The 24,849-nt window shown below is 70.8% G+C and carries 19 protein-coding genes and 1 tRNA gene; 13 read left to right on the forward strand and 7 right to left on the reverse strand.

Translation table 11 applies throughout. From position 1 onward, the window contains the following. Nucleotides 1-2: 2 nt before the first annotated feature. The 3 genes from IPK81_18160 to IPK81_18170 are packed head-to-tail and all read right to left on the reverse strand — an operon-like array spanning nt 3 to nt 3,329. Nucleotides 3-1,103 (reverse strand): ionic transporter y4hA, encoded by a 1,101-nt coding sequence (locus IPK81_18160; GenBank protein QQS11480.1) that lies wholly within the window; start codon nt 1,101-1,103, stop codon nt 3-5. 37 nt (nt 1,104-1,140) lie between these two features. Beyond that, nucleotides 1,141-2,352 (reverse strand): GTP-binding protein, encoded by a 1,212-nt coding sequence (locus tag IPK81_18165; GenBank protein QQS11481.1) that lies wholly within the window; start codon nt 2,350-2,352, stop codon nt 1,141-1,143. Then, entirely contained in the window at nt 2,349-3,329 is a 981-nt protein-coding gene (locus IPK81_18170) for a CHAD domain-containing protein (protein QQS11482.1), read from the reverse strand. The genes IPK81_18165 and IPK81_18170 overlap by 4 nt, the downstream gene beginning before the upstream one ends. A 148-nt stretch (nt 3,330-3,477) precedes the next feature. Here IPK81_18170 and IPK81_18175 point away from each other — a divergent pair, with 148 nt between their 5' ends. Then, nucleotides 3,478-3,993 (forward strand): flavin reductase family protein, encoded by a 516-nt coding sequence (locus IPK81_18175; GenBank protein ID QQS11483.1) that lies wholly within the window; start codon nt 3,478-3,480, stop codon nt 3,991-3,993. Here the strand turns inward: IPK81_18175 and IPK81_18180 are convergent. Further along, nucleotides 3,990-4,814: an enoyl-CoA hydratase/isomerase family protein gene (locus tag IPK81_18180; GenBank protein QQS11484.1), complete on the reverse strand. Its 825-nt coding sequence runs from the start codon at nt 4,812-4,814 to the stop codon at nt 3,990-3,992. The genes IPK81_18175 and IPK81_18180 overlap by 4 nt on opposite strands. A 152-nt stretch (nt 4,815-4,966) precedes the next feature. Here IPK81_18180 and IPK81_18185 point away from each other — a divergent pair, with 152 nt between their 5' ends. After that, nucleotides 4,967-5,176, forward strand: coding sequence for a hypothetical protein (locus tag IPK81_18185; protein ID QQS11485.1), 210 nt, complete (start codon nt 4,967-4,969; stop codon nt 5,174-5,176). After that, a complete protein-coding gene (locus IPK81_18190; protein QQS11486.1) occupies nt 5,173-6,573 on the forward strand; it encodes an amidase in 1,401 nt (466 codons plus the stop codon). Before IPK81_18185 ends, IPK81_18190 begins: the two co-directional genes overlap by 4 nt. 140 nt (nt 6,574-6,713) lie before the next feature. On the opposite strand, the gene IPK81_18195 is transcribed toward IPK81_18190, so the two are convergent. Continuing rightward, nucleotides 6,714-9,053: a xanthine dehydrogenase family protein molybdopterin-binding subunit gene (locus IPK81_18195; GenBank protein ID QQS11487.1), complete on the reverse strand. Its 2,340-nt coding sequence runs from the start codon at nt 9,051-9,053 to the stop codon at nt 6,714-6,716. A gap of 231 nt (nt 9,054-9,284) precedes the next feature. On the opposite strand from IPK81_18195, the gene tcuA reads away from it, so the two are divergent. From tcuA to IPK81_18210, 3 genes are all read left to right on the forward strand, one after another. Further along, nucleotides 9,285-10,682, forward strand: a complete 1,398-nt coding sequence (gene tcuA, locus IPK81_18200; protein ID QQS11488.1) for an FAD-dependent tricarballylate dehydrogenase TcuA — start codon at nt 9,285-9,287, stop codon at nt 10,680-10,682. Next, nucleotides 10,669-11,796, forward strand: coding sequence for a tricarballylate utilization 4Fe-4S protein TcuB (gene tcuB / locus IPK81_18205; GenBank protein QQS11489.1), 1,128 nt, complete (start codon nt 10,669-10,671; stop codon nt 11,794-11,796). The genes tcuA and tcuB overlap by 14 nt, the downstream gene beginning before the upstream one ends. Nucleotides 11,797-11,866: 70 nt before the next feature. Further along, nucleotides 11,867-11,941: transfer RNA gene (locus IPK81_18210), tRNA-Gln, on the forward strand. 292 nt (nt 11,942-12,233) lie between these two features. On the opposite strand, the gene IPK81_18215 is transcribed toward IPK81_18210, so the two are convergent. Next, entirely contained in the window at nt 12,234-12,986 is a 753-nt protein-coding gene (locus IPK81_18215) for a cyclic nucleotide-binding domain-containing protein (GenBank protein QQS11490.1), read from the reverse strand. A gap of 252 nt (nt 12,987-13,238) precedes the next feature. Here IPK81_18215 and IPK81_18220 point away from each other — a divergent pair, with 252 nt between their 5' ends. From IPK81_18220 to IPK81_18250, 7 genes are all read left to right on the forward strand, one after another. After that, a complete protein-coding gene (locus tag IPK81_18220; GenBank protein ID QQS11491.1) occupies nt 13,239-15,971 on the forward strand; it encodes an MFS transporter in 2,733 nt (910 codons plus the stop codon). Between the two features lie 25 nt (nt 15,972-15,996). After that, nucleotides 15,997-19,728, forward strand: a complete 3,732-nt coding sequence (locus IPK81_18225; protein QQS11492.1) for a nitrate reductase subunit alpha — start codon at nt 15,997-15,999, stop codon at nt 19,726-19,728. A 31-nt stretch (nt 19,729-19,759) separates the two neighbouring features. After that, entirely contained in the window at nt 19,760-21,286 is a 1,527-nt protein-coding gene (gene narH, locus IPK81_18230) for a nitrate reductase subunit beta (protein ID QQS11493.1), read from the forward strand. Next, on the forward strand, nt 21,286-21,960 hold the full coding sequence (narJ, locus tag IPK81_18235) for a nitrate reductase molybdenum cofactor assembly chaperone (GenBank protein ID QQS11494.1): 675 nt from the start codon (nt 21,286-21,288) through the stop codon (nt 21,958-21,960). Before narH ends, narJ begins: the two co-directional genes overlap by 1 nt. A 9-nt stretch (nt 21,961-21,969) precedes the next feature. Next, nucleotides 21,970-22,680: a respiratory nitrate reductase subunit gamma gene (gene narI, locus IPK81_18240; GenBank protein QQS11495.1), complete on the forward strand. Its 711-nt coding sequence runs from the start codon at nt 21,970-21,972 to the stop codon at nt 22,678-22,680. A gap of 70 nt (nt 22,681-22,750) precedes the next feature. After that, complete coding sequence (locus IPK81_18245; GenBank protein QQS11496.1) at nt 22,751-23,461, forward strand: peptidyl-prolyl cis-trans isomerase; 711 nt, start codon at nt 22,751-22,753, stop codon at nt 23,459-23,461. 7 nt (nt 23,462-23,468) lie between these two features. After that, the gene (locus IPK81_18250; protein ID QQS11497.1) at nt 23,469-24,032 is read left to right on the forward strand and encodes a hemerythrin domain-containing protein; all 564 of its coding nucleotides are present in this window, start codon (nt 23,469-23,471) and stop codon (nt 24,030-24,032) included. Between the two features lie 144 nt (nt 24,033-24,176). Here the strand turns inward: IPK81_18250 and IPK81_18255 are convergent, their stop codons facing one another. Next, nucleotides 24,177-24,635 carry a hypothetical protein gene (locus tag IPK81_18255; GenBank protein QQS11498.1) on the reverse strand — a complete coding sequence of 153 codons (459 nt, stop codon included), beginning with the start codon at nt 24,633-24,635 and terminating at the stop codon, nt 24,177-24,179. Nucleotides 24,636-24,849 lie beyond the last annotated feature (214 nt).

Here is a 24,849-nt window from a genome sequence, read left to right on the forward strand (position 1 = left end):
CGCTACGGCGCGAAGACGAGGAAGACGAAGGTCGCGAACAGCACGAGGTGCACGAACCCCGGCAGGATGTTCGTGCGCCCGGCGCCGAAGGTGACGAGGCTGACGCCGAAGGTCAGCGCCAGCAGGATGGCGTCGATGGCCTCCAGGCCGAGCGCCAGGGGCCGGTCGACGATCACCGACAGCGCCGCGACCGCGGGGATCGTCAGCCCGATCGTCGCCAGCGACGAGCCCAGCGCCAGGTTCAGGCTCTTCTGCAGCTCGTCGCGCCGCGCCGCGCGCAGCGCCGCCAGCGTCTCCGGCAGCAGCACCAGCAGCGCCACCAGCAGGCCGATGACCGCGACCGGCGCGCCCAGCGCGGCGACCGCCGTCTTGACCGAGTCGGCGAAGCTCTTGGCCAGCAGCACGACGGCGGTCAGCGACATCAGCAGCAGGCCCGCGCTTTCCCACACCGCGCCGGCGGTCGGCGGCGGGTGCTCGGCGCCGGCCGGCGCCTTCGCCGCGTCCGACAGGAAGTAGTCGCGGTGGCGCACGGTCTGCACGTAGAGGAACACGCCGTACAGCGCCAGCGTCGCGGCGCCGATGAACAGCACCTGGGGCGCGGTGTAGAACGGGCCGGGCGCGCTGGTGGTGTGGCTCGGCAGGATCAGCGTCAACGTCGCCAGCGGCATCAGCACCACCAGATAGGCGCTGGCGCCGGTCACGCGGAAGCCCTGCTCGCCGTATTTCAGGCCGCCGAACACGAGGCAGAGGCCGACCAGGCCGTTGCACACCAGCATGACGACGGCGAACACGGTGTCGCGCGCCAGCGTCGGGCTGCCGTCGCCCGCCAGCATGATCGAGACGATCAGCGACACCTCGATCACCGTGACCGCGACGGTCAGCACCAGCGTGCCGTAGGGTTCGCCGGTGCGGTGGGCGATGACGTCGGCGTGGTGCACGGCCGCGAACACGGCGCCGGTCAGCACCGCCAGCTCGAGCGGCGGCCAGGCGACCGCCAGCGGCGCCGGCAGGTGGAGGCTGCCGGCGGTGGCGAACGCCACGACGGCGACCAGCAGCGCCACCGGCGGCACCACGCGCCAGAGGGGGAAACGCGCGCCCGTCATCGCGCCGCTCCGCCGGCGCGGCGGAGGAGGCCGCCCGTCAACGGCCGGTGGGGGCGCCCGTGTCGCCCCATTTCTCCGCGCTCTCGATGAACGACACGAAGACCTTGCGGATCGTCGCCTCGGGGATGTCGCGGGTGATGAAGACGATGCGCGTGCGGCGGTCGTCGTCCGGCCACTTCTCCAGCACCGCCGGCGGATGGAACACGTGCTGCACGCCGTGCACCACCACCGGCTTGTCGCTGTCGACGACGTTGAGGATGCCCTTGATGCGCAGCAGATCGGGGCCGCGGTAGGTCACCAGCGCGTCGAACGCCGCCGCGACGGTGGCCCATTGCATCGGCTTGTCGAACACCACGCAGAACGAGCGGATGCGGTCGTCGTGGCGGTTGACGTCGTGCGGATCCTGCGCCGCGTAGCCGGCGGCGTCGAGTCCGTCGAACGGCGAGTCCGGCGACCCGGTGGCGCCCTTGGCGCTGTGGCCGTGCTTGTGGCCGTGGTCGTGGCCATGCTCGTGATGGTGGTGCCCGTGTCCGTGCCCGTGGTCGTGCTCGCCGAGGTACGCCTCTTCGCGCAGCCAGCGCTTGACGTCAGCGGTCTTGGTCTCGGGATTGTAGAGACCGGCGTTCATCACGTCCGCCGGCGTCACGTCGCCGTGCCGGACGGGCAGCAGCGGCGCGCCGGGATTCAGCACGTGCAGCCGGGTGCGGACCGTGTCGATCTGCTCGGCGCTGGCGATGTCGGTCTTGGTCAGCAGCAGGCGGTCGGCGACGGCGGCCTGCTTGACCGCCTCCTCGTGGTTGTCGAGCGTGCCGCCGCCGTTGACGGCGTCGACCGTGACCACGACGCCGTCCATGCGGTAGCGCGTCGCCAGCAGCGGGTCGGTCATCAGCGTGTGCAGGATGGGCGCCGGATCGGCCAGGCCGGTGGTCTCGACCACCATCCGCTTGAACGGCGTGACCTCGCCGCGGGCGCGCTTGAGGTACAGCTCGCTCATGGTGCGGACGAGGTCGCCGCGCACGGTGCAGCACAGGCAGCCGCTGTTCAGCGTGACCATGCCCTCCTCGCTCGAGTTCTCGACCAGCTGGTGGTCGAGCCCGATCTCCCCGAACTCGTTGATGATGACGGCGGTGTCGCCCATCTCCGGCCGCTTCAGCAGCTCGCGCAGCACCGTCGTCTTGCCGCTGCCGAGGAAGCCGGTCAGCACCGAGACGGGGATGCGCTCCTCGGGCGCCGGGGGTCTATCCGTCATGTCCACTCTCCGTCTCCGGCGGCGCCGCGCGCCGCCGCCTTGACACGCCAGAACAGGGGTGCGGCCTCGAATCGCTTCCACGCCCGGCGCAGCGCCTTCTCCTCGCCATCGGCGCGGGCGGGATCGGCGTCCCGCGCCGCCAGCCAGCCCTCGATCGCGCCGCCGATCCGGTCCAGCCGGCCCTTCGGCCGGGCGGCCGCCCGGATATCCGCCGCGACCCGCGTGGCGACGGCGCGGTCGTTGGCCAGACCCAGCGCGTCCTGCAGCCCGGCGGCCGCCTCGATATAGGGACGCGCGGCGGCCGGGTCAAAGAGTCCGGCGAAGAACGTCGCCGCGTAGCGCAGCTTCTTCACCCTCAAGCGCAGCGCGTGGCGCCCGTCGGCGTCGAGCGCGCGCAGCTTGCGGCCGGCCTTCCGCGCCTTCCGGTGGAGCCTGTCGAGCGCCCGGCGGGCGAAGTTCCGCGCGGCGTCGGCCGTCGCGTCGTCGACGCCCTCGGGCGCCGGTAGCGTCGTCGCGAGCCGCGTGTCGAACGCCGCGAACACGTCGCCGGCCAGCGCGCGGCGCGCCGAGTCGTGGCGGGTCCGCCGCAGCCGCAGGGCCGTGGCGCGCCAGGCGCGGAGGGAGTCGTCGATGCCGGGCACCGCCGCCAATCCGGCCGCGGCCTGGGCCATCGCGCCGGCGATGAACACGTCGAGATCGCGCGTCGGCCCGCACGAATCGGCGAGGAACCGCGCGTCGCCGCGCAACGCGCGCAGCACCGCGATGTCGGCGGCCGGCAACGCCGCCGCGCCGGCCGTATCCTCGGCGGCCGCGAACAGACCGCATGCCGCGCGCAGCCGCCGAAGCGCCACGCGGGCGCGGTGGATTCCCTCCGGATCGCGCGTCTCGAGCGCCGCCCGGCGCGCCGCCAGCAGCTCCTCGCGGCAGCGGCGCGTCGTGGCGCCGGCGAGCCGCGCGACGGGGGAGGGGGCGTCCATGGCGCCCTTGTGGCCCGCGCGCGGCGGCGATTCAACCGCCATGGCGCCGCGCCGCCCGCCGGCATCGGCGGCATGCGCCTCCGGCGCTTGCGTCGACGCGGCGTCCGGGCCACTTTCGGGCTCGGCAACCACGCGGAACCCGCATCCCATGACCATCGACGCCGGCGCCTTCAAGAAAGGCATGCGCCACCTCGCGGCCAGCGTGTGCCTGATCACGACGCGGCACGGCGCGGAGCGCGGTGGATTGACCGCGACGGCGGTGTGCTCGGTGTCGGCCGCGCCGCCGCAGCTTCTGGTCTGCGTCAACCGCGACGCCAGCGCGCATCCGCTCATCGTCGCCAGCCGCAGATTCTGCGTCAACGTGCTGGCGCCGGCCCACCGCCGCATCGCCGAGCGCTTCGCCGGCATGGACGGCGTCGAGGGCGATGCCCGCTTCGAAGGGCTCGGCGAGTGGCGCGCGATGATGGGCGACGTGCCGGCGCTGGCCGGCTGCCCCGTGACGTTCGCGTGCGAGACCACCGACACGATGGTCGCCGGCACGCACACCATCGTGGTCGGCCGCATCGTCGACGTGGCGCTCGACGCCGACGCCAGCGCGCTGCTCTACGCCGACGCCACCTTCGTGCCGGCCGAGGTCCTGCGCGGCATCGCGCCGCCGAGCTAGCGGCCGGCGAAGACGGGCGCGCGCTTCTCGACGAAGGCGCGCACCGCCTCCTTGTGGTCCTCGGTCTGCGAGCCGGCGATCATCAGCTCGGCCTCCCGGTCGGCGGCCTCGACGTAGCCGGCGCGCTCCGCGAGGTCGAGGTTCTCCTTCATGGAGCGCAGCGCGATCCGCGGGCCCGCCGCCATGTCGCGCGCCATCGCGAAGGCGGCGTCGGCCAGCGCCGCGTCGTCGACCACGCGGTTGACGATGCCCAGCCGCTCGGCCTCGGCGGCCTCGACGCGGGCGTTGGTGAACATCAGCTCGCGCGCCTTGCCGGTGCCGACCTGGCGCGTCAGCAGCCAGGCGATGCCGTAGTCGCCGGACAGGCCGACGCGGGCGTAGCCGGTGCCGACGAAGGCCGAGCGCGCCGCGATGCGGACGTCGGCGGCCAGCGCCAGCGCGAAGCCGGCGCCGACGGCCGGGCCGGGCAGGGCGGCGATGGTCGGCTTCGGCACCGCAAGCAGCGCGCCGGTCAGCGCCTGCTGCCGCCACTTCAGGTCGACCACGCGCTCCTCGGGCGTCATCGTGGTCCTGCGGTTCTCGCCCATGCCCTTGACGTCGCCGCCGGCGCAGAACGCCTTGCCGGCGCCGGTGACCACGATGGCGCCGACCGAGTCGTCCTCGCCCATCTCCTTGATCATCCGGCGCAACGCCGGCGTCAGCTCGGTCGACATGGTGTTGCGGGCTTCCGGCCGGTTCAGCGTGATCGTCGCGACGCCCTCGCGCACCGCGCAGAGCAGCTGGGTGGTGCCGGTGTCGATCTCGCGCGCGGTCGTGGCCATGTCGTGTCTCCCTCGGTTGAGGGCGCGAGGATGGTCCGGGCCGGCGGTCCCGGCAAAGCGCGATTTTCGCCGGTACCGCCATGCGGCCGGATCGGTTGGACCGGACGCGCCGGGCCGACTACGCTCGTCGCGAGGGCAGAGGAGCGACCGCCATGGACGATCTCGCGGCATTGCGCCGGCGCGCGCGGGAACTGGGGCTCGACCGTTTGACGGACACGCAGCTGGCGGAGTTCGGCCGCGCCATGGCGGCGGCGGAGAGGCACGTCGCCACCGTCCCGCGCGCCTTCCCGCCGGCCGACGAGCCGGCGCACGTGTTCCGCATGCCGCCGCGCGACGCTGGCGGCCGGGGGAACGGCCGATGACCGAGCTCGCCTGGTTGACCGTCGCGGAGGCGTCCGGGCTGCTGCGCGCGCGCAAGCTGTCGCCGGTGGAGTACGCCACGGCGCTGCTGGACCGCATCGCCCGGCTGAATCCCAGGATCGACGCCTTCATCCGCGTCTGTGGCGAGCACGCGATGGCGGCCGCGCGCCGCGCCGAGGCCGAGATCGCGGCCGGCGGTTGGCGCGGTCCGTGGCACGGCGTGCCCTACGGGCTGAAGGACATCATCGATTTCGCCGGGCTGCCGACCACGGCCCACAGCGCGGTGCTGCTCGACAACGTCGCGTCGGCGCACGCGCACGTCACGTCGCGGATCGAGGCCGCCGGCGCCGTGTTCCTCGGCAAGCTCGCGACGCATGAATTCGCCATCGGCGGACCGATCTTCGACCTGCCGTTCCCGCCCGCCCGCAACCCGTGGAACCGCGACCACCACCCCGGAGGCTCGTCGTCCGGCTCGGGCGCGGCGCTGGCCGCCGGGCTGCTGCCGTTCGCGCTGGGCACCGACACGGGCGGCTCCGTGCGCAACCCCGCCTCGGCCTGCGCCATCGTCGGCATGAAGCCGACCTACGGGCTGGTGTCGCGCGCCGGCGTCGTGCCGCTGGCCTTCAGCCTCGACCATGTCGGGCCGATGACGCGGACCGTGCGCGACAACGCCATGCTGCTGAACCTGCTGGCCGGCCATGACCCCGCCGATATCGGGTCGGCGCGGACGCCGGCCGTCGACTACGCCGCCGATCTCGACCGCGGCGTGAAGGGCATGCGCATCGGGATCATCCGGCACTTCCACGCCCGCGATCTGATCGCCGATCCGGAGATGGCCGCGGCCATCGAGAAGGCCGTCGAGACGCTGGCCGGCCTCGGGGCCGAGATCCGCGAGATCGAGGTCGAGCCGCTCGACCATTACCTCGCGATCAACCGCCTGATCCTCTCGGCCGAGGCCTTCGCGATCCACGAGAAGTGGTTGAGCGAGAAGCCGGAGGCCTATGGCGCGCTGACCCGCGAGCGGCTGCTGGCCGGCGCGTTCTACCGCTCGGTCGACTACCTGCAGGCGCTGCGCGCGCGCCAGCGCGCGGTGGCGGGGATGACGGCGGCGATGGAGGGGCTCGACGCGGTGGTCGCCGCCTCGGCCATGGAGCCGCCCTGCGCCATCGAAGATCCCGCCGCCGTCGCGCGCACCTATCCGCGCCAGGCGCGGCAGGTGTTCAACGTCACCGGCCATCCCGCGATCTCGGTTCCGACCGGCTTCTCGCGGGCGGGGCTACCGCTGGCCATGCAGATCGTCGGCCACGCCTTCGAGGAGGCCACGGTCTACCGCGTCGCCCACGCCTACGAGCAGGCAGCCGGCTGGCACACCGCCCACCCGAAGCTGGACGCGGCGTAAGGCGGAGCCGGAGCGAGCCTTCTCTGCCATCCCGAGCGCAGCGAGGGATCCAGGTGTCGACCCTGGATCCCTCGCTGCGCTCGGGATGACAGAAGAGGTGGTCCGGCAACTTGCCTCTATCCGGCCACGCCGCATCCCTCTCACGGATTGAGCGCGCGCCAGACCTTCTCCGGGGTCGCCGGCATGTCGATGTGCGCGACGCCGCGCGCCGACAGCGCGTCGACGATGGCGTTCATCACCGACGGCAGCGCGCCGGCGCAGCCCGCCTCGCCGCAGCCCTTGACGCCCAGCGTGTTGGTCTTGGCCGGCACGGGGTGGCTGATCACCGTGAAGGACGGGGAATCGGAGGCCCGCGGCATGGCGTAATCCATGTACGAGCCGGCCAGCGGCTGGCCTTGCTCGTCGTACACCGTCCGCTCCATCAGCGCCTGGCCGATGCCCTGCACGACGCCGCCGTGGCTCTGGCCTTCGACCAGCGGCGGATTCACGACCGTGCCGAAATCGTTGACCATGACGTAGCGCGCCACCGTGACGGCGCCGGTGTCGGGATCGATCTCGACCTCGGCGACGTGGCAGCCGTTTGGGAACGCCGAGGGCGGCGTGTCGGAGACGTGGCCGACGTCGAGCGACGAGGGCACGTCGTCCGGCAGCTTGGCGGCCTGGCGCAGGCGTTGCGCCACCTCCAGCAGGCCGATGCTCCGGTCCGTGCCGGCGATGCGGAAGCGGCCGCGCGCGAACTCGATATCGGCGAAGGCGGCCTCCAGCAGATGCGCGGCGGCCTTCCTCCCCTTCTCGATCACCAGGTCGCCGGCCTCGAGGAACGCCTGTCCGGCGACGATCATCGAGCGCGAGCCGCCCGTGCCGCCGCCGGCCTTCAACTCGTCGCTGTCGCCCTGCACCAGCCGGAAGCGGTCGAACGGGATGCCTAGCTTGTCGACCAGCACCTGCGCGAAGGGCGCGGCGTGGCCCTGGCCGTAGTCCAAAGTGCCGCTGATCATCGTGACCTTGCCGTCTGCCTCGAAGCGCAGCCCGCCCATCTCCTTGCCCGGCGGGGCGGTCACCTCGAGGTAGCTGCCGATGCCGCGGCCGCGCAACATGCCCCGCGCCTCGCTCTCGGCGCGGCGCTTGTCGAAGCCGTCCCAGTCGGCCGCCGCCAGCGCCTTGTCGAGCACGGCGCGGAACTCGCCGCTGTCGTAGAGCATGCCCGACGGCGCCTTGTACGGCATCGCCTCCGGCGCGATGTGGTTGCGCCGCCGCAGCTCGACGCGGTCGATGCCGGTCTCGCGCGCCGCCGTGTCGATCAGGCGCTCCATGAAGTAGTTGCCCTCCGGGCGCCCGGCGCCGCGGTAGGCCGCGATCGGCGTCGTGTTGGTGAACGCCACCTTGGTGTTCACCTCGATCACCGGCGTGCGGTAGACGTCGACGATGTTCTTCACCGCGTTGGCCGTCGCCGGCACCGGCGGATAGATGAACGCGCCGGCGTTGCTGGTGCCGGTCAGGCGCACGGCGAGGAAGCGCCCGTCGGCGTCGAGCGCGAGTTCCGCCACGCGCTGGTGGTCGCGGCCGTGGTGGTCGGACAGGAAGCTCTCCGAGCGTTCGTCCGTCCACTTCACCGGCCGGCCCAGCAGCTTCGCCGCCAGCAGCAGCGGCGGATACTCGGGATAGGCCGGCGCCTTCATGCCGAACGAGCCGCCGACGTTGCCGGTCAGCACGCGCACCTTGTCGGGCGCGACGCCGAGGATCTCCTTGGCGATGGTCGCGCGCATGCCGAACGCGCCCTGGCAGCCGACATGCAGCGTCCAGCGGCCGCTGGCGGCGTCGTATGCGCCGATGGCTGAGCGCGGTTCCATGGCGTTGACCACGATCCGGTTGCTGTCGATCGCCAGCCGCGTCACGTGCGCGGCCTTGGCGAACGCGGCCGCCACCGCCGCGGCGTCACCGTAGTGGAAGTCGAGCACCAGATTGCCCGGCGCCTCGGGGTGGATCCGCGGCGCGTCCGGTGCCAGCGCCGCGTCGGGCGTGGTCACCGCCGGCAGCTCCTCGACGTCGAGGACGACGGCCTCGGCGGCGTCCTTGGCCTGGATCTGCGTCTCGGCGACGACGACCGCCACCGCCTCGCCGACGAAGCGCACGTGGCCCTTGGCCAGCGGCGGCCGCACCGGGGTCTTCATCGGCGTGCCGTCGCGGTTGGGGATGTTCACGGGGCATTTCAGCGTGCCGAACCCGGCGGCCTCGAGATCGGCCGCCGTGTAGACGGCGAGCACCCCCGGCATGCCCAGCGCCTCCACGGAGTCGATGCCGCGCAGGACGCCGTGCGCGTGCCGGCTGCGCACCATCACGGCGTGGGCCTGGCCCGGCAGGTTGACGTCGTCGGTGTAGCGCCCCTCGCCGCGCAGCAGGGTGGGGTCCTCGGTGCGCGGCACGGGCTGGCCGACGCCGAATTTCATCAGCGCCGGATCGGCGTCGGTCATGGCGTTCATGGGTGTCCTCGCGGGAGTCGCGCCGCCGGCCGCGCTGAACGCGTCGCCGGGGCAGGGGGGAGAGTGGAGGCCGATGCTAGCGCGCGCCGCCCGCGCCCGCCAACCGCGCCACCCCGCGAGCATGTCCGCATTGCGCGCCACGCTACCGCGCCACCGGCGGTGCTTGAACATCGCGGCCCGCGGCCGTATCCACGGAGCGGCCGCGGCGCTCCCCGCGGGTCGGGGAGCATGATGGTCGATCTGACGCGCAAGTACGACGTGCTGGTGATCGGCGGCGGCAACGCCGCGCTGTGCGCGGCGATCAGCGCGCGCCGGGCCGGCGCCTCGGTGCTGGTGCTGGAGGCGGCGACGAAGTTCTGGCGCGGCGGCAACACGCGCCACACCCGCAACATGCGTTGCGCCCACGACGCGGCGACGGCCACTTTGTCGGGGCCCTACACCGAGGAGGAGTTCTTCGACGACCTGCTGCGCGTCACCGGCGGCGAGACCGACGAGAAGCTCGCCCGCATGATGATCCATGAATCCAAGGAGATGCTGGACTGGATCGTCGAGCAGGGCGTGCGCTTCCAGCCGTCGCTGGGCGGCACCCTGAGCCTCGGCCGCACCAACTCGTTCTTCCTCGGCGGCGGGCGCGCCATGCTCAACGCGCTGTACCTGACGGCCGAGCGGCTGGGCGTCGACATCCTCTACGAGGCCGAGGTGGTGTCGATGGACATCGCCGACGGCATGTTCCTGTCGGCCACCCTGCGCCGCGACGGCGCCGACGCCACGGTGCGGGCCGGCGCGCTGGTCGCCGCCGCCGGCGGCTTCGAGTCCAACATCGAGTGGCTGAAGGAGTACTGGGGCGACGCCGCGGATAACTTCCTGATCCGGGGCACGCGCAACAACAAGGGCACGATCCTCAAGATGCTGCTCGCCGCCGGCGTGCGGCGCGTCGGCGATCCGACCCAGTGCCACGCGGTGGCGATCGACGCGCGCGCTCCGAAGTACGACGGCGGCATCATCACGCGGCTGGACTGCGTGGTGTTCGGCATCGTCGTCAACCGCGACGCCGAGCGCTTCTACGACGAGGGCGAGGATTTCTGGCCGAAGCGCTACGCCATCTGGGGCCGGCTGGTCGCCGGCCAGCCAGATCAGATCGCCTACATCGTGTTCGACGCGAAATCGCTGACCATGTTCATGCCCTCGCTCTATCCCGCCATCGAGGCGCCGAGCATCGGCGCGCTTGCCGGCAAGCTCGGCCTCGATCCGGCGGCGCTCGAGGGCACGGTCGCGGCGTTCAACGCCGCCGTGCGGCCCGGCACGTTCGACCACACGATCCTCGACGACTGCCGCACCGAGGGGCTGACGCCGGCCAAGACGCACTGGGCGCGGCGCATCGAGACGGCGCCGTTCTACGCCTATCCCGTGCGCCCGGGCATCACCTTCACCTATCTCGGCACCCGCGTGAACGAGCGCGCGCGCATGCTGATGGAGGACGGCCGGCCCTCGGCCAACATGTTCGCCGCCGGCGAGATCATGGCCGGCAACGTCCTCGGCAAGGGCTACGCCGCCGGCATCGGCATGACGATCGGCAGCGTCTTCGGCCGCATCGCGGGACGGGAGGCCGCCGGCAATGCACGCAACTAGGCTCCTGGAGGAGGCGGATCGTCTGATGACGGTCTGCAACTCCTGCCGGTACTGCGAAGGCCTCTGCGCCGTGTTCCCGGCGATGGAGATGCGGCGCGCCTTCCCGGACGGCGATCTCAACTACCTCGCCAATCTCTGCCATGGCTGCGGCGCCTGCTTCAGCGACTGCCAGTTCTCGCCGCCGCACGAGTTCGACGTGAACGTGCCGGTGACGCTGGCGGCGCTGCGCGCCGAATCCTACGAGCGCTACGCCTGGCCGGCGGCGTTCTCCGGCCTGTTCCGGCGCAATGGCCTCGCCATCGCGGCGATCGCGGCGTTGAGCGTGGCGGGCTTCATCGCCGGCTTCGCGGCGTGGCACGATCCCGCCGTCCTGTTCGCCAGCCACACCGGGCCGGGCGCGTTCTACCGGCTGATGCCGCACAACGCGATGGCGGCGCTGTTCGGCGCGGCGTTCCTCTACGCCGTCGTCGCGTCCCTGATGGGTCTGCGCAATTTCTGGCGCGATATCGGCGAACCGGCGGCGACGCTCGCGGAGCCGGTCTCGCTGTGGCAGGCGATGCGCGATGCCGGCCGGCTGCGCTATCTCGACGGCGGCGGCGTCGGCTGCGTCAACGACGACGAGCGGCCGACAGACAACCGGAGGCTCTACCACCACCTGACCTTCTACGGCTTCCTGCTGTGCTTCGCCTCGACCTCGGTGGCGACGCTCTACCACTACGTCCTCGGCCGCGTGGCCCCGTACCCTTGGTACGACCTGCCGGTCGTGCTCGGCGCGCTGGGCGGCGTCGGGCTCCTGATCGGGCCCGTCGGATTGCTCAAGGCCAAGATGACGCGTGATCCGGCGCTGCGCGATCCGCCGCGGCTGGGCATGGACGTGGCGTTCCTGGCGATGCTGTTCCTGACCAGCGCCACCGGGCTGGCGCTGCTGCTGCTGCGCGCGACGCCGGCCATGGCGTCGCTGCTGGCGTTGCATCTCGGCGTCGTGTTCGCGCTGTTCCTGACCATGCCCTACGGCAAGTTCGTGCACGGCCTGTACCGCTTCGCGGCGCTGGTGCGCTACGCGCGCGAGAGCCGCCGCCTGGCGGCGGGCGAAATCGACGCCGGCGGGGCGTGAGGCGGCGGACTTGAGGCGCGCGGCCGGTTGGAGTACCAGTCCGGCGCCCGCCGGACGGGCGGCGCGACGCTGGGGCGTAGCCAAGCGGTAAGGCAGCGGATTTTGATTCCGCCATCCCCTGGTTCGAATCCAGGCGCCCCAGCCAGTCGCCAGAAAATACAATCATATCAATAGCATATGACGGGCGAAGTCGCCTCTCGGGGATTTATTCCGACGCCAATCCATCTCTCGTCGGTGGCGCGACGCCGCCCTCGGCTGGCCTAGCTGCGGTGCCACCGAGATGATCGGCGAACGAAGCGCGTTCTTCAGCGTTCAGCGTCGGCATGGCGCGGCTTGACGAGGCGCGGCGCCCCGCCGCCAAGGATGGCGTAAGCCCGACGGCCGCGGTGCGGGAGGCCTACGGCGTCGTATCTACCGCCGCCGTCGAGACCTCGCCGTCAGGTCGCGCGCGCCTCCACGTTCACCGGCGGCCTCCGCGTCGCGGCCGCGGCGGCCGGCGCGGGGAGCGTCGGCCAGCCGCCGCCCGCGAGGTCGCGGAGCCGCTGCGGGTCGTCGATGGTCACGTCGCGTCCGCCGCCGGAGACGCCGTGGTGCTTTAGGACCGCGTAGGCCCGCGAGAAGCATTCCGGGCTGATGCCGACGCGCGCGGCGATCAGGTTGCGGCCTTCGGGCAGGCGCACCGTGACGGGGCCGTGCTCGCGCGGCGATAGCTTGACGAGGAAGCCCGCGACGCGCTGGACCGCGGTGTGGAGCTTGAGATCCTTGATCTGGCCGACCAGCGACCGCCAGTACCCCGCCAGCAGCATCGACATCCCGTAGGACAGATCCGGGTCGCTTTTCAGGGCGGCCCGGAACGGCCCGGCGGGCCACATCAGGATCCGCGAATCGGCGATCAACGTCGCGGTCATGAGGTAGGGCGCGTCCAGCATCGCGGCGGGCGCGATGAAGGCGTCGCCGCACCCGAAGAACTCGACCACCGTCCGCTGTCCTTCCTTGTTGTCCGCGAACAAGCCGACGCGGCCGTCCATGACGATGTGCAGGAACTCCGGCCGCTCGTCCTGCACGCACAGCGTCGTTCCCTTGGGGAGCGTCTGCGCGAACGTCCCCAGCAGCAGACCGGAGATGTGCGCGTCGGTCATCCGGGCGAAGAGCGGGGAACGGCGCAGCAGCGGCGCGTCGGTCGGTCTCATGGGGCCTCCGGGGCGGTCGTCCACCCACGCCAGCATGTGCGCGGCCCGCGGCGCCATCATTGATCCGAATCAACCCGCGGTCTTCCGGCGGCCATCACGGATCTTGACCGCGATCAAGGCCAGGGCACCCCGCCGGTCAAGTTCCGGCGTCGGCGTGCCCGTGGCGGCCGATTCGTTGACCCAGGTCAACAGGCCTCGCGCCCGCGACGGCGAAGCATGCGCCTTGGAAGCGGCACGACACCGGGGGGAACCATGCAAGTCGGTGGTGGCGGGATACGGAGCGGCGACCAGACCAACGCGTTGGGATGGAGCACGGTGGCCTTCACCGTCTGCTTCGCGGTGTGGACGATCTTCTCCATCATCGGCGTCCAGATAAAGGCCGACCTCGGCCTCTCGGACACCCAGTTCGGCCTGCTCGTCGGCACGCCGATCCTGACCGGCTCCCTCAGCCGGCTCATGCTCGGCATCTGGACCGACCAGTACGGCGGCCGGATCGTCTACGTGCTGGTGATGCTCGCCGCGGCGGTCGCCACGTGGTTGCTGACCTACGCCACGACCTACACGACCTTCCTGATCGCCGCGCTCGGCGTCGGCATCGCCGGCGGCTCCTTCTCGGTCGGAATCGCCTACGTCTCGCGCTGGTATCCGACCGGCAAGCAGGGAACGGCGCTCGGCGTGTTCGGCGCCGGCAACGTCGGCGCGGCGGTCACCAAGTTCCTCGCCCCGTTCATCATGGTCGCCTACGGCTGGAAGACGGTCGCCGAGATCTGGGCCGGAGCGCTGGTCGTCATGGCCGCGCTGTTCTGGTTCGGCACGAAGGACGACCCGCTGCTCGCCGAGCGCCGTCGCACGGGAGCGCGGCCGGAGCCGATGTCGGCGATGCTCGAGCCGCTGCGCAACGTCCAGGTCTGGCGGTTCTCGCTCTACTACTTCTTCGTCTTCGGCGGCTTCGTGGCGCTCGCGCTGTGGCTGCCGCGCTACCTCATCGGCGTCTACGGCCTCGACATCACCACCGCCGGCATGATCGGCGCCGCCTACTCGGTGCCCGCCAGCCTGTTCCGGATCTACGGCGGCGTGCTGTCCGACAGGTACGGCGCGCGGCGCGTCATGTACTGGACGTTCGGCGTCTCGGTGGCGGCCTGCTTCGTGATGTCCTACCCGCCGACCCAGTACGTCGTGAAGGGCATAACCGGTCCGATCGCCTTCACGATGGAGATGGGCCTCGTCACGTTCACGGTCGTGGCGTTCGTGCTGGGCTTCTTCATGAGCCTCGGCAAGGCCGCGGTCTACAAGCACATCCCGGTCTACTACCCGAAGCACGTCGGCGCCGTCGGCGGCGTCGTCGGCTTGGTCGGCGGCCTGGGCGGCTTCGCGCTGCCGATCGCCTTCGGCGTCATGAACGACCTCACTGGCGTGTGGACGAGCTGCTTCATGCTGCTGTTCCTGATCGCCGCCGGCTCTCTGGTCTGGATGCACGTGTCGATACGCGCGATGGAGCGGGAAGCCGCCGGCGAGGCGCTCGACCGCCTGCCGGAACTGCCGGAGATGCGCGAGATCCACGAACCGCGCCACGTCGGCGCGCTGTCGGCCAAGACGATCGCCGACTGGCGCCCCGAGGATCCGGCCTTCTGGTCGTCCACGGGACGCGCCATCGCGCGGCGCAACCTGCTGATCTCGATCCCGGCGCTGCTGCTGTCGTTCGCGGTGTGGATGGTGTGGTCGGTGGTGGTCGCGAAGCTGCCGGCGATCGGCTTCCGCTACAGCACGGACCAGCTGTTCTGGCTGGCGGCGCTGCCCGGCCTGTCCGGCGCCACGCTGCGGATCTTCTACTCCTTCACGGTGCCGATCTTCGGCGGGCGGCTGTGGACGACGCTGGCGACGTGGTCGCTGCTGATCCCGGCGCTGGGGATCGGATTCGCGGTCCAGAACCCCGCGACGCCGTACTGGATGTTCCTCGTGCTGGCGCTGCTGTGCGGCTTCGGCGGCGGCAACTTCGCCTCGTCGATGTCGAACATCTCCTTCTTCTTCCCGAAGGCGGAGAAGGGCAACGCGCTGGCGCTCAACGCCGGCCTGGGCAACCTCGGCGTCAGCGTCGTGCAGTTCGTGGTGCCGCTGGTGATCACCGCCGGCGTGTTCGGCTGGCTGGGCGGCGATCCCGTGACCGCCAAGGAAGCCGGCCGCGAGAGCAGGATGTGGCTGCAGAACGCCGGCTTCATCTGGGTGCCGTTCATCGTCGCGTCCGCCTTCGCGGCGTGGTTAGGGATGAACGACCTCGCCTCCGCCAAGGCGTCGTTCGCCGACCAGTCGATCATCTTCCAGCGCCGCCACAACTGGATCATGTGCTGGCTGTACACCGGCACGTTCGGATCCTTCATCGGCTACTCGGCCGGATTCCCGCTGCTGGCGAAGACGCAGTTCCCCGAGATCAACGCCCTGCAGTACGCCTTCCTCGGGCCGCTGGTCGGCGCCGTGTCGCGGTCGCTGACCGGCTGGGTCTCCGACCGCTGGGGCGGGGGCCGCGTGACCTTCTGGGTGTTCATCGTCATGGCGTTCGGCGCCGCCGGCGTCGTGCACTTCCTCGGCGAGCGGAACTTCGCCGGGTTCTTCGCGATGTTCCTGCTGCTGTTCTTCGCCAGCGGCGTGGGCAACGCGTCGACGTTCCAGATGATCCCCGCGATCATGCGCAGGGACATGGACCGGCTGATGCCGGGCGCCACCGCCGACGCGCGCCGCCTGCAGGGCGACAAGGAGTCGGCCGCGATCATCGGCTTCACCTCGGCGATCGCGGCCTACGGCGCGTTCTTCGTGCCCAAGGCCTACGGCAGCTCGATCTCGATCACCGGCGGACCGCAGGCCGCGTTGTGGGCGTTCTGCGCCTTCTACGTCACCTGCATCGCCATCACCTGGTTCTTCTACACCCGCCGGGGCGGCCTGCTCCACGACATCGAGCGCGCCCGTCCGGCGGCCGCGCCCGCCGCCGCCTGACGCGACCGATCAAGGAGACCGCACCATGAGCCACTTCCTCGACCGGCTGATGTTCTTCCGCAAGAATGTCGAAGCCTTCTCGGGCGCCCACGGCACCGTCACCAACGAGGACCGGACGTGGGAGGACGGCTACCGCGGCCGCTGGAGCCACGACCGGATCGTGCGCTCCACGCACGGCGCCAACTGCACCGGCTCCTGCTCGTGGAAGATCTACGTCAAGGGCGGGATCGTCACCTGGGAGACGCAGCAGACCGACTACCCGCGCACGCGGCCGGACCTGCCGAACCACGAGCCGCGCGGCTGCTCGCGCGGCGCCAGCTACAGCTGGTACCTCTACAGCGCCAACCGCGTGAAGTACCCGCTGGTGCGCGGGCGGCTGCTGCGCCTGTGGCGCGCCGCCAAGGCGGTCTCGCCGGACCCGGTGACCGCGTGGGCGTCGATCGTCGAGGATCCCGCCAAGGCGCGGACCTACCGCGAGGTGCGCGGCCGCGGCGGCTTCGTGCGCGCCGGCTGGGACGAGATCAACGAGCTGATCGCCGCCGCCAACGCCTACACCGTCAAGCGGCACGGCCCCGACCGGATCATCGGATTCTCGCCGATCCCGGCGATGTCGATGGTCTCCTACGCCGCCGGCTCGCGCTACCTGTCGCTGATCGGCGGCGTCTGCATGAGCTTCTACGACTGGTACTGCGACCTGCCGCCGTCCTCGCCGCAGACCTGGGGCGAGCAGACCGACGTGCCCGAGAGCGCCGACTGGTACAACTCCACCTTCATCATGATGTGGGGCTCGAACGTGCCGCAGACGCGCACGCCCGACGCCCATTTCATGACCGAGGTCCGCTACAAGGGCGCCAAGACCGTCACGGTCACGCCCGACTACAGCGAGGCCTCGAAGTTCGCCGACGTGTGGCTGGCGCCCAAGCAGGGCACCGACGCCGCGCTCGCGATGGCGATGGGCCACGTCGTGCTGAGCGAATGGCACGTCAAAGGCAGGAGCGCCTATTTCGACGACTACTGCCGCCGCTACACCGACATGCCGATGCTGGTCCGGCTCGAGAAGCGCGACGGCCGCTACGTCGCCGGCCGCTTCCTGCGCGCCTCGGACTTCGTCGACGGCAAGGGCGAGACCAACAACCCCGACTGGAAGACGCTGTGCGTCGACGACGCCACGGGGAACATCGCCGTGCCGACCGGCACCGTGGGCTTCCGGTGGGGTCAGCAGGGGAAGTGGAACCTTGAGACGCGCGACGCCACGACCGGTTCCGAGTTCAAGCCGCGCCTGACGCTGGCCGCCGGCCACGACGAGGTCGTCCCGGTCGGCTTCCCGTATTTCGGCAACATCGCGCACGAGCACTTCAAGAGCACGGCGCACGAATCCGTCCTCGACCGGAACGTGCCGGCCAAGCGCCTCGCGCTGAAGGACGGCGAGGCGCTGGTCGCCACGGTCTACGACCTCTTCCTGGCCAACTACGGCGTCGATCGCGGCCTCGGCGGCGGCAACGTGGCGGCCTCGTTCGACGACGACGTTCCCTACACGCCGGCCTGGCAGGAGCGGATCACCGGCGTTCCCCGCGCCAGCGTGGTCGAGGTGGCGCGCGCCTTCGCCGAGAACGCGCACAAGACCAACGGCAAGTCGATGGTGATCCTCGGCGCCGCGGTGAACCACTGGTACCACGCCGACATGAACTACCGCGCCATCATCAACCTGCTGGTGATGTGCGGATGCGTCGGCCAGTCGGGCGGCGGCTGGGCCCACTACGTCGGCCAGGAGAAGCTGCGGCCGCAGACCGGCTGGGCGCCGCTGGCCTTCGCGCTCGACTGGCACCGCCCGCCCAAGCAGATGAACTCGACCTCGTTCTTCTACCTGCACACCGGCCAGTGGCGGTACGAGAAGGTCGGCGTCGAATCGATCCTCTCGCCGCTCGAGAAGGGCAGCGTCAAGGGCAGTTTGGTCGACCTCAACGTGCGCGCAGAGCGCATGGGCTGGCTGCCGTCGGCGCCGCAGCTGGCGGCCAACGCGCTCGACGTCTGCCGCGACGCCGCCGCCGCCGGCAAGGATCCGGTGGCCTACGCGTGCGACGCGCTCAAGAACCGGACCCTGCGCATGGCCAGCGAGGATCCCGACAATCCCGTGAACTTCCCGCGCAACATGTTCGTCTGGCGCTCGAACCTGCTGGGCTCGAGCGGCAAGGGTCACGAGTACTTCCTCAAGCACCTGCTCGGCACCCAGCACGGCGTGCAGGGCAAGGATCTCGGCGAGGAGGGGGCGGAGAAGCCGCTCGAGGTCCGGTGGCGGGACGCTCCCGACGGCAAGCTGGACCTGCTGGTGACGCTCGACTTCCGCATGTCCACGACATGCATGTACTCCGACATCGTGCTGCCGACTGCCACCTGGTACGAGAAGCACGATCTCAACACGTCGGACATGCACCCCTTCATCCATCCGCTGACCGCGGCGGTCGATCCGGCGTGGGAGGCGCGCAGCGACTGGGAGATCTTCAAGGGCATCGCCAGGTCGTTCTCGGAGGTCTGCAAGCCGCATCTCGGCGTCGAGAAAGAGCTCGTGCTGACGCCGATCATGCACGACACGCCCGGCGAACTCGCGCAGGCGTTCGAACCGAAGGACTGGGGCGCCGGCGAATGCGAGCTGGTCCCGGGCAGGACCGCGCCGTCGATGGCCGTGGTCGAGCGCGACTATCCGAACACCTACCGCAAGTTCACCTCGCTCGGTCCGCTGATGGTGAAAGCCGGAAACGGCGGCAAGGGCATCGGCTGGAACACGGACGACGAGGTCAAGTTCCTCGGCGAGCTGAACGGCGTCGTGACCGAGGACGGCGTGAGCAAGGGCCTGCCCCGGATCGAGACCGACATCGACGCGGCCGAGGTGATCCTGAGCCTGGCGCCGGAGACGAACGGCCACGTCGCGGTCAAGGCGTGGGCGGCCTTGGGCAAGGCCACCGGCCGCGACCACCGCCACCTCGCCGAGGCGCGCGAGGACGACAAGATCCGGTTCCGCGACACCGTCGCGCAGCCGCGCAAGATCATCTCGTCGCCGACCTGGAGCGGGCTGGAGTCCGAGAAGGTCTCCTACAACGCGGGCTACACCAACGTGCACGAGCTGATCCCGTGGCGCACGCTCACGGGCCGCCAGCAGCTCTACCAGGACCACGCGTGGATGCGGGCGTTCGGCGAGGCGCTGTGCTCTTACCGGCCGCCGGTGGACACCGGCACCATCGCGCCGCTTCTCGGCAAGCGCGGCAACGGCAACCGCGAGCTGGTGCTGAACTTCATCACGCCGCACCAGAAATGGGGCATCCACAGCACCTACACCGACAACCTGCTGATGCTGACGCTCTCGCGCGGCGGGCCGATCGTGTGGCTGAGCGAGACCGACGCGAAGGCCGCCGGCATCGAGGACAACGACTGGATCGAGGCGTTCAACGCCAACGGCGCGCTGGTCGCGCGCGCCGTCGTCAGCCAGCGCGTCCCGTCGGGCATGGTCATGATGTACCACGCGCAGGAGAAGATCGTGAACGTGCCGGGCAGCGAGATCACCGGCGCGCGCGGCGGCATCCACAACTCCGTCACGCGCGCCTGCCCGAAGCCGACGCACATGATCGGCGGCTACGCGCAGCAGAGCTACGGGTTCAACTACTACGGGACGATCGGCACGAACCGCGACGAGTTCGTGATCGTGCGGAAGATGGCGAACATCGACTGGCTCGACGGCCCGCTCGTCGCGCCGGCGGCGCGTTGAGCCGGCGTCGCGGCGGACCTGGAGGACGACCATGAAAGTGCGCGCCCAGATCGCGATGGTGCTCAACCTCGACAAGTGCATCGGCTGCCACACCTGCTCGGTGACGTGCAAGAACGTCTGGACGAGCCGGTCGGGCGTCGAATACGCCTGGTTCAACAACGTCGAGACCAAACCGGGCATCGGCTACCCCAAGGAGTGGGAGAACCAGGACAAGTGGAAGGGCGGCTGGACCCGCCTGCGCAACGGCCGCATCCAGCCGAGGATCGGCGGCCGCTGGCGCGTTCTGTCGAAGATCTTCGCCAATCCGCATCTGCCGGAGATCGACGACTACTACGAGCCGTTCACCTTCGACTACGAGCACCTCCAGACGGCGCCGGAGTCCGAGGCTATGCCGGTGGCGCGCCCGGTGTCCCTCATCACCGGCAAGCGCATGGACCGCATCAAGTGGGGTCCGAACTGGGAGGAGATCCTCGGCACCGAGTTCGCCAAGCGCTCGCGCGACGCCAACTTCGAGGGCGTCCAGAAGGAGATCTACGGGCAGTTCGAGAACACCTTCATGTTCTACCTGCCGCGGCTTTGCGAGCACTGCCTCAACCCGGCCTGCGTCGCGGCGTGCCCGTCGGGATCGATCTACAAGCGCGAGGAGGACGGCATCGTCCTCGTCGACCAGGACAAGTGCCGCGGCTGGCGCATGTGCGTCAGCGCCTGCCCCTACAAGAAGATCTACTACAACTGGCAGTCGGGGAAGGCCGAGAAGTGCGTGTTCTGCTATCCGCGGATCGAGGCGGGCGAACCGACGGTCTGCTCGGAGACCTGCGTCGGACGCATCCGCTACCTCGGCGTGATGCTCTACGACGCCGACCGCATCGAGGCGGCGGCCGCCGTGGAGGGGGACCGGAACGTCTACCAGGCGCAGCTCGACCTCTTCCTCGACCCCGAGGATCCGGCGGTGGTCGCGCAGGCGCGGCGCGACGGCGTCCCCGAGGCGTGGCTGACCGCGGCGCGCAGGTCGCCGACCTACCGGATGGCGATCGACTGGAAGATCGCGTTCCCGCTCCATCCCGAATACCGCACGCTGCCGATGGTGTGGTACGTGCCGCCGCTCTCGCCGATCCACGCCGCCGCCGACGCGGGCAAGATCGGCATGTCGGGGGACATTCCCGACGTGCGGTCGCTGCGCATCCCCGTGCGCTACCTCGCCAACCTGCTGACCGCCGGCGAGGAGGCGCCCGTGGTCTCGGCGCTGGAGCGCATGATGGCGATGCGCGCCTACATGCGGGCGCGCCACGTGGACGGCGTCGAGCGCGCCGACCTGCTCGAGCGCGTGTCGCTGACCGCGGCCCAGGTCGACGACATGTACCGGACCATGGCGATCGCCAACTACGAGGACCGGTACGTCATCCCCTCGACGCACCGCGAGTACGCGGAGAACGCCTTCGACCTGCGCGGCGGCTGCGGCTTCTCGTTCGGCAACGGCTGCTCGGACGGGGCCGCGACCAGCGGCATCGGCCTGTTCGGCGGCGCGAGAAAGGCCCGCAAGCCGGAGGAGGTGTCGTGATGTTCACCCTGCGCGTGATCGGCCGGCTGCTGTCCTATCCCGACGTCGGGCTGCGCGCCGCGCTGCCGGAGCTGCGCGACGCGCTGCGCTCGGAGGCCTTCCTCTCGCCGTCGGCGCGCGCCGGCGTCGAGCGGCTGATGCTGGCGCTCGGCGGCGGCGACACGCTCGACCGCCAGGCGGAGTTCGTGTCCCTGTTCGATCGCGTGCGCACGCTGTCGCTGCACCTGTTCGAGCACGTGCATGGCGATTCGCGCGACCGCGGACCGGCGATGCTCGACCTCGTCGCCCTGTACCGCCAGCACGGGCTGGACGTGACCGCCGGCGAGCTGCCGGACTACCTGCCGCTGTTCCTCGAGTTCCTGTCGATCCTCGACCCGGCCGAGGCGCGCCGGCTGCTGGCCGAGACAGGCCACATCCTGGCGGCGGTCTACGCCCGCCTCGACAAGCGGCGCTCGCCCTACGCGGCGGCGTTCCTCGCGCTGGCCGAGATCGCCGGCGCGACGCTGCCCGCCGACGTCTCGGCGGTCGACGACGTCGACGAGAACGACCTCGTGGCGCTCGACCGCGCCTGGGAGGACGCGGCGGTGACGTTCGGCCCGGAGAACGCGCCCGGTCTCCAGGACGGCGCCGGCTGCGGCCGGGCGTCGGCCATGGTCGCGCGCATGACGGCATAGGAGAGGACGATGCAGGCCTACCTCCACCAGTTCGTCTTCGGCATCTACCCGTACATCTGCGGCGCGGTGTTCCTCGCCGGCAGCCTGATCCGGTTCGACCGCGAGCAGTACACCTGGCGCAGCGGCTCGAGCCAGATGCTGCGCGCGCGCCAGCTCCGCTGGGGCAGCAACCTGTTCCACGTCGGCGTGCTGTTCCTGTTCGCCGGGCACTTCGTCGGCATGCTGACGCCGCACGCCGTCTACGAGCATTTCATCTCCGCCGGCGGCAAGCAGCTGCTGGCGATGGTGTCCGGCGGCATCGCCGGCGCGGCGTGCTTCGTCGGCCTCTCGATGCTGCTGCACCGGCGCCTGTCGGATCCGCGCATCCGCGCCACCAGCTCCGCGATGGACATCGCGATCCTGGCGATCCTCTGGGTCCAGCTCGTGCTCGGCATGGCCACGATCCCGTTCTCGGCGGGTCACCTCGACGGCGGCGTGATGATGGCGCTGTCGGAGTGGGCGCAGCGGATCGTGACCTTCCGTGGCGGCGCCGCCGACGTGGTGGCCGGTGTCGACGCCGTGTTCAAGGCGCACATGTTCCTCGGCATGACGATCTTCCTGCTGTTCCCCTTCAGCCGGCTCGTGCACGTCTGGAGCGCGCCGGTCTGGTACGTGTTCCGTCCCTACCAGGTGGTCCGCCGCCGGGGATCGGCGCCGCCGGCGTCGGGAGCGCGGCCATGACCGCGGTCTCGGTCGACGGCGTCGAGATTCCGAGGCGGCGATCGCGCGCGAGACCCAGCACCATCCCGACGTGTCGGTCGACGCCGCGCGCGGATCGGCGGCGCGGGCTCTGGTGGTGCGCGCGCTGCTGCTTCGCGAGGCCGCGCGCCGCGGCCTGACCGGCGCGGCGGCGGTCGAGTCCGATCCCGACGGCGACGACGCGGCGATCGCGGCCCTGTTGTCGGAGGCCGTCGCCGTGCCTGAGCCCGACGACGCGACGTGCCGCCGCTACTGGGCCAACAACCGCGCCCGCTACCGGAGTCCCGACCTCGTCGAGGCGGCGCACATCCTGCTGATGGCGGCGCCCGACGACGCGGACGCCCGCGTCCGCGCCAAGGCGGCGGCGCAAGAGCTGATCGCTACGCTGGCGGCGCGACCGGAGCTGTTCCCGGCGCTGGCGGCGGAGCGTTCCGCGTGCCCCTCGAAGAGCGACGGCGGCCGTCTCGGCCAGGTCGCGCGCGGCGACACCGTCGACGAGTTGGAGACGTTCCTGTTCAATCTCGACGCGCCGGGGCTCTGCCCCGTGCCCGTGCCGACGCGCTACGGCTATCACGTCGTGCGCGTCGACCACATCGCGCGCGGGCGCGAGCTGCCGTACGACGCGATGGCCGGCGCGATCGCCGAGGAGCTGCGCACGCGGTCGTGGACGCGCGGCGTCGCCCAGTATATCCGCCTGCTGGCCGGAGCGGCCCGTATCGAGGGGGTCGATCTTCCCGCCGCCAGCTCGCCGCTGGTCCAGTGAGAGGTCGATGGACGCCCGCGCCGATGGAGGCGCCCCGGAGGCGGCCCGCGGTGGCGCGATCGAGGCGCTGGACGCCGCGCTCCTCGACGAGCCGCTCGACTACCACGACGCCGAGCACTACCGCCTGCTGGCGGTGCTCAACTTGCTGGAGAACATCGCCGGCGGCGGCGGGGCCGGCGCGTGGCGGCGGCTGGCGCGCGCCGTGGTCGCCTATCTGCGGACGGATCTCGCGCGCCACGTCGCCGACGAGGAGGACCTGGTCGCGATCCTGATCGACGCTCCCGGCGTCGACGCCGCGGCGAGAGGCCTGATCGAGTCGCTACGGCGCGGCCACGCCGACGTCCTGGCGGCCGCCGGGCGGCTGGCGCGCGCGCTGGAGGCGCGCCTTCACGTCGACGCGGCCGATGCCCGCGAGGAGGTCGCGCGCGCGGCCGGGGCGTTCATCACCGCGCAGCGCGCGCGCCTCGCGCTCAAGGGCGATCTGTTGATGCCGGTCGCCCGCGCGCGGCTCGGTGCGCGGCAACGCCGGCGCCTCGCCCGCCGCATGGCCGGTCGGCGCGCGGCCCGTTGAAGGGCCTGTCCGGCGCCGGCCGGATGGGCGGCGCGACGCACGTGCGTGGCGAAGGAGTAAGGGTGCGGATTCTAATTCCGCCACTCCCTCATCCGAATTCAGACGCCCCGGCCAATCGCTACACGTGCCGCTATGGCGACCGCGTCACTCCAAGGGATAGTCCCGTATTCTGTGACCGTTACATCTGAGCGCCGTTGCGATCGAGCCGTGGAAGCTCGCGCAGGTTCGGTCAAGCGCATCAAGCGTCGGACGGGTAAATGCGCCTCGCCGAATATATCGGACAGTCAAGACGTCCATCTCCATCATGAGCTTGACTACTTCGTGATCTTCATTGTCAAAGCACAGCCCTCGTTCTCGTGCGTCGGCCGCCAAGCGGTTGACGTTGTGACCGTAGTCGCGTCGAAGCGCCATCACGGAAACGTCGCGAGAGCGAAGAAACGCTTTCAAATATAGCTCGATGGCGTGACAGTACAGGAACCATGCCGGGTCCTCGGGATGAGTTGCCTTCGCCGGATGCGCACGCAGCGTCGCGGCTGATCGCCAGTAGGAATGGGCGAAATTGAAGAGTCCAACCGCCGTTGTTCGATCATCGTCGTCCGGCATTGCGCTGTCCTGCCACATTGCGAACAACGACCATTGTACGTGCGATGACGTATTCGATAAAGTTCGCTCGTAAGTGCGGGGCGGACGTGCGCACTGTGGATAGAATCGTCTGGCCAAGATCTCGGTTTCGGAATGCGTCTCGGCAAGCGCCGCCTTGAACGGCGGCGCCGCGCGACCTAGCCTCGCGTCCAATGACGGTCGGACGGGCGCGCCT

The sequence above is a fragment of the Rhodospirillales bacterium genome, from assembly GCA_016699855.1.
In the GTDB taxonomy this organism is placed as follows: Bacteria; Pseudomonadota; Alphaproteobacteria; order Reyranellales; family Reyranellaceae.